The sequence below is a fragment of the Endozoicomonas sp. ONNA2 genome (assembly GCF_024606365.1).
Classification (GTDB): Bacteria; Pseudomonadota; Gammaproteobacteria; order Pseudomonadales; family Endozoicomonadaceae; genus Endozoicomonas.
The window spans coordinates 1-1,077 of sequence record NZ_JAHHPO010000674.1 but is presented as its reverse complement, the minus strand read 5'-3'; the positions used below and the strand labels follow the sequence as shown (position 1 = coordinate 1,077).

Sequence of the window (1,077 nt, the reverse complement as noted above, 5' to 3'; positions counted from 1 at the left end):
TGGAAATAACTTCCCTATTTTCATTGCCTGACTGGACTGAGCTTGTCGAAGTTCGTTGGCACGACTCTTCGACAAGCTCAGGGTGAATGTAAATCGGGAACTTATTAAAAGACAATTCCCAAGTATTTTTTTTGCAGGCAGGAAAGTTCCGAAGAGGGAACTTTTTTCCAAACTTGGGGTCATTAGAAAAGAAATAAAAAGGAGTCATCATGAACGTACCTCATGCCGTTGTAGATCGCTTTGAAAACCTTTCTGACTATCTCAGGTCAAGTGAATTTAAAACTAACCCTGAATCCAATATATTCACCCCCTTGCGAAAGGTAAATTCTCAGCCTGCAGCAAATAATTTTTTGCCATTGCCTTACGAATTAAAATTTGAAATAGCCAAACACCTTAATTTGAAAGATTTTGTCGCTTTTAGTTCAATTAATGTTGATAATTACCTTTCTCTGAGAGAAGACGACATTTTGGTAGAAAAAGTCTTGAAAAACTCGCAATTAATGCTCGTAGATTTGAGAAAAAGAGCACACGAATCTAATGGCGGTCGTCCCCAGATGTATCGTGACCTATGGTGTTCCAGTTTACAACCACCACCACAGGCATACACTCCAGGCCCTGCACAACTTACCTGTAATACTGACACTGCCACATTTAAGGTAGCCCACCAAAATGAATCGGCATTTTTCTACTTATCACTGTGTGATTTCGCTACCAATGGTTTTATTGATCTCTTTTTTAGAGACCATATTTGTTCATTAGTTATAGATATTAATAATTCAATAGATTTGAAAGGGGATATGATGGCTGTTTATTATGCATATGAATTTCTAAAAATTGCATTAGATGTACACGACAGAGCATCTATTGAAGACAAGAAAAATAAGCTCGAGACTCTCGCTCATATGATCAAGAAAAACCAAATTTCCTTGGGAAAACTGGAATTTTGTTATCGTGGCGGTAATAAGTCAGATTTAGACAACTGGGGCGAATTTCTTGGTAGTCTGCGTAAAGATCATCATTGATATCCTGTTCCTATAAATGTGAGTAAACATAGTCATAGGACTATTTCGCTCTCTG

General features: G+C 37.5%; 2 protein-coding genes. One reads left to right on the top strand and one right to left on the bottom strand.

The features are described 5' to 3' along the window. Positions 1–211: hypothetical protein (locus KDK14_RS11785; protein ID WP_257265318.1), on the bottom strand; the 211-nt coding region annotated here is incomplete at its 3' end. Between KDK14_RS11785 and KDK14_RS11780 the strand changes: the two genes are divergently transcribed. Next, positions 210–1,022 (top strand): hypothetical protein, encoded by an 813-nt coding sequence (locus KDK14_RS11780; RefSeq protein ID WP_257265317.1) that lies wholly within the window; start codon positions 210–212, stop codon positions 1,020–1,022. The genes KDK14_RS11785 and KDK14_RS11780 overlap by 2 nt on opposite strands. Positions 1,023–1,077 lie beyond the last annotated feature (55 nt).

Bases quoted from the DNA above. Each gene is read 5' to 3' on its own strand.
- KDK14_RS11780 (WP_257265317.1), top strand. From the start codon at position 210: ATGAACGTACCTCATGCCGTTGTAGATCGCTTTGAAAACCTTTCTGAC.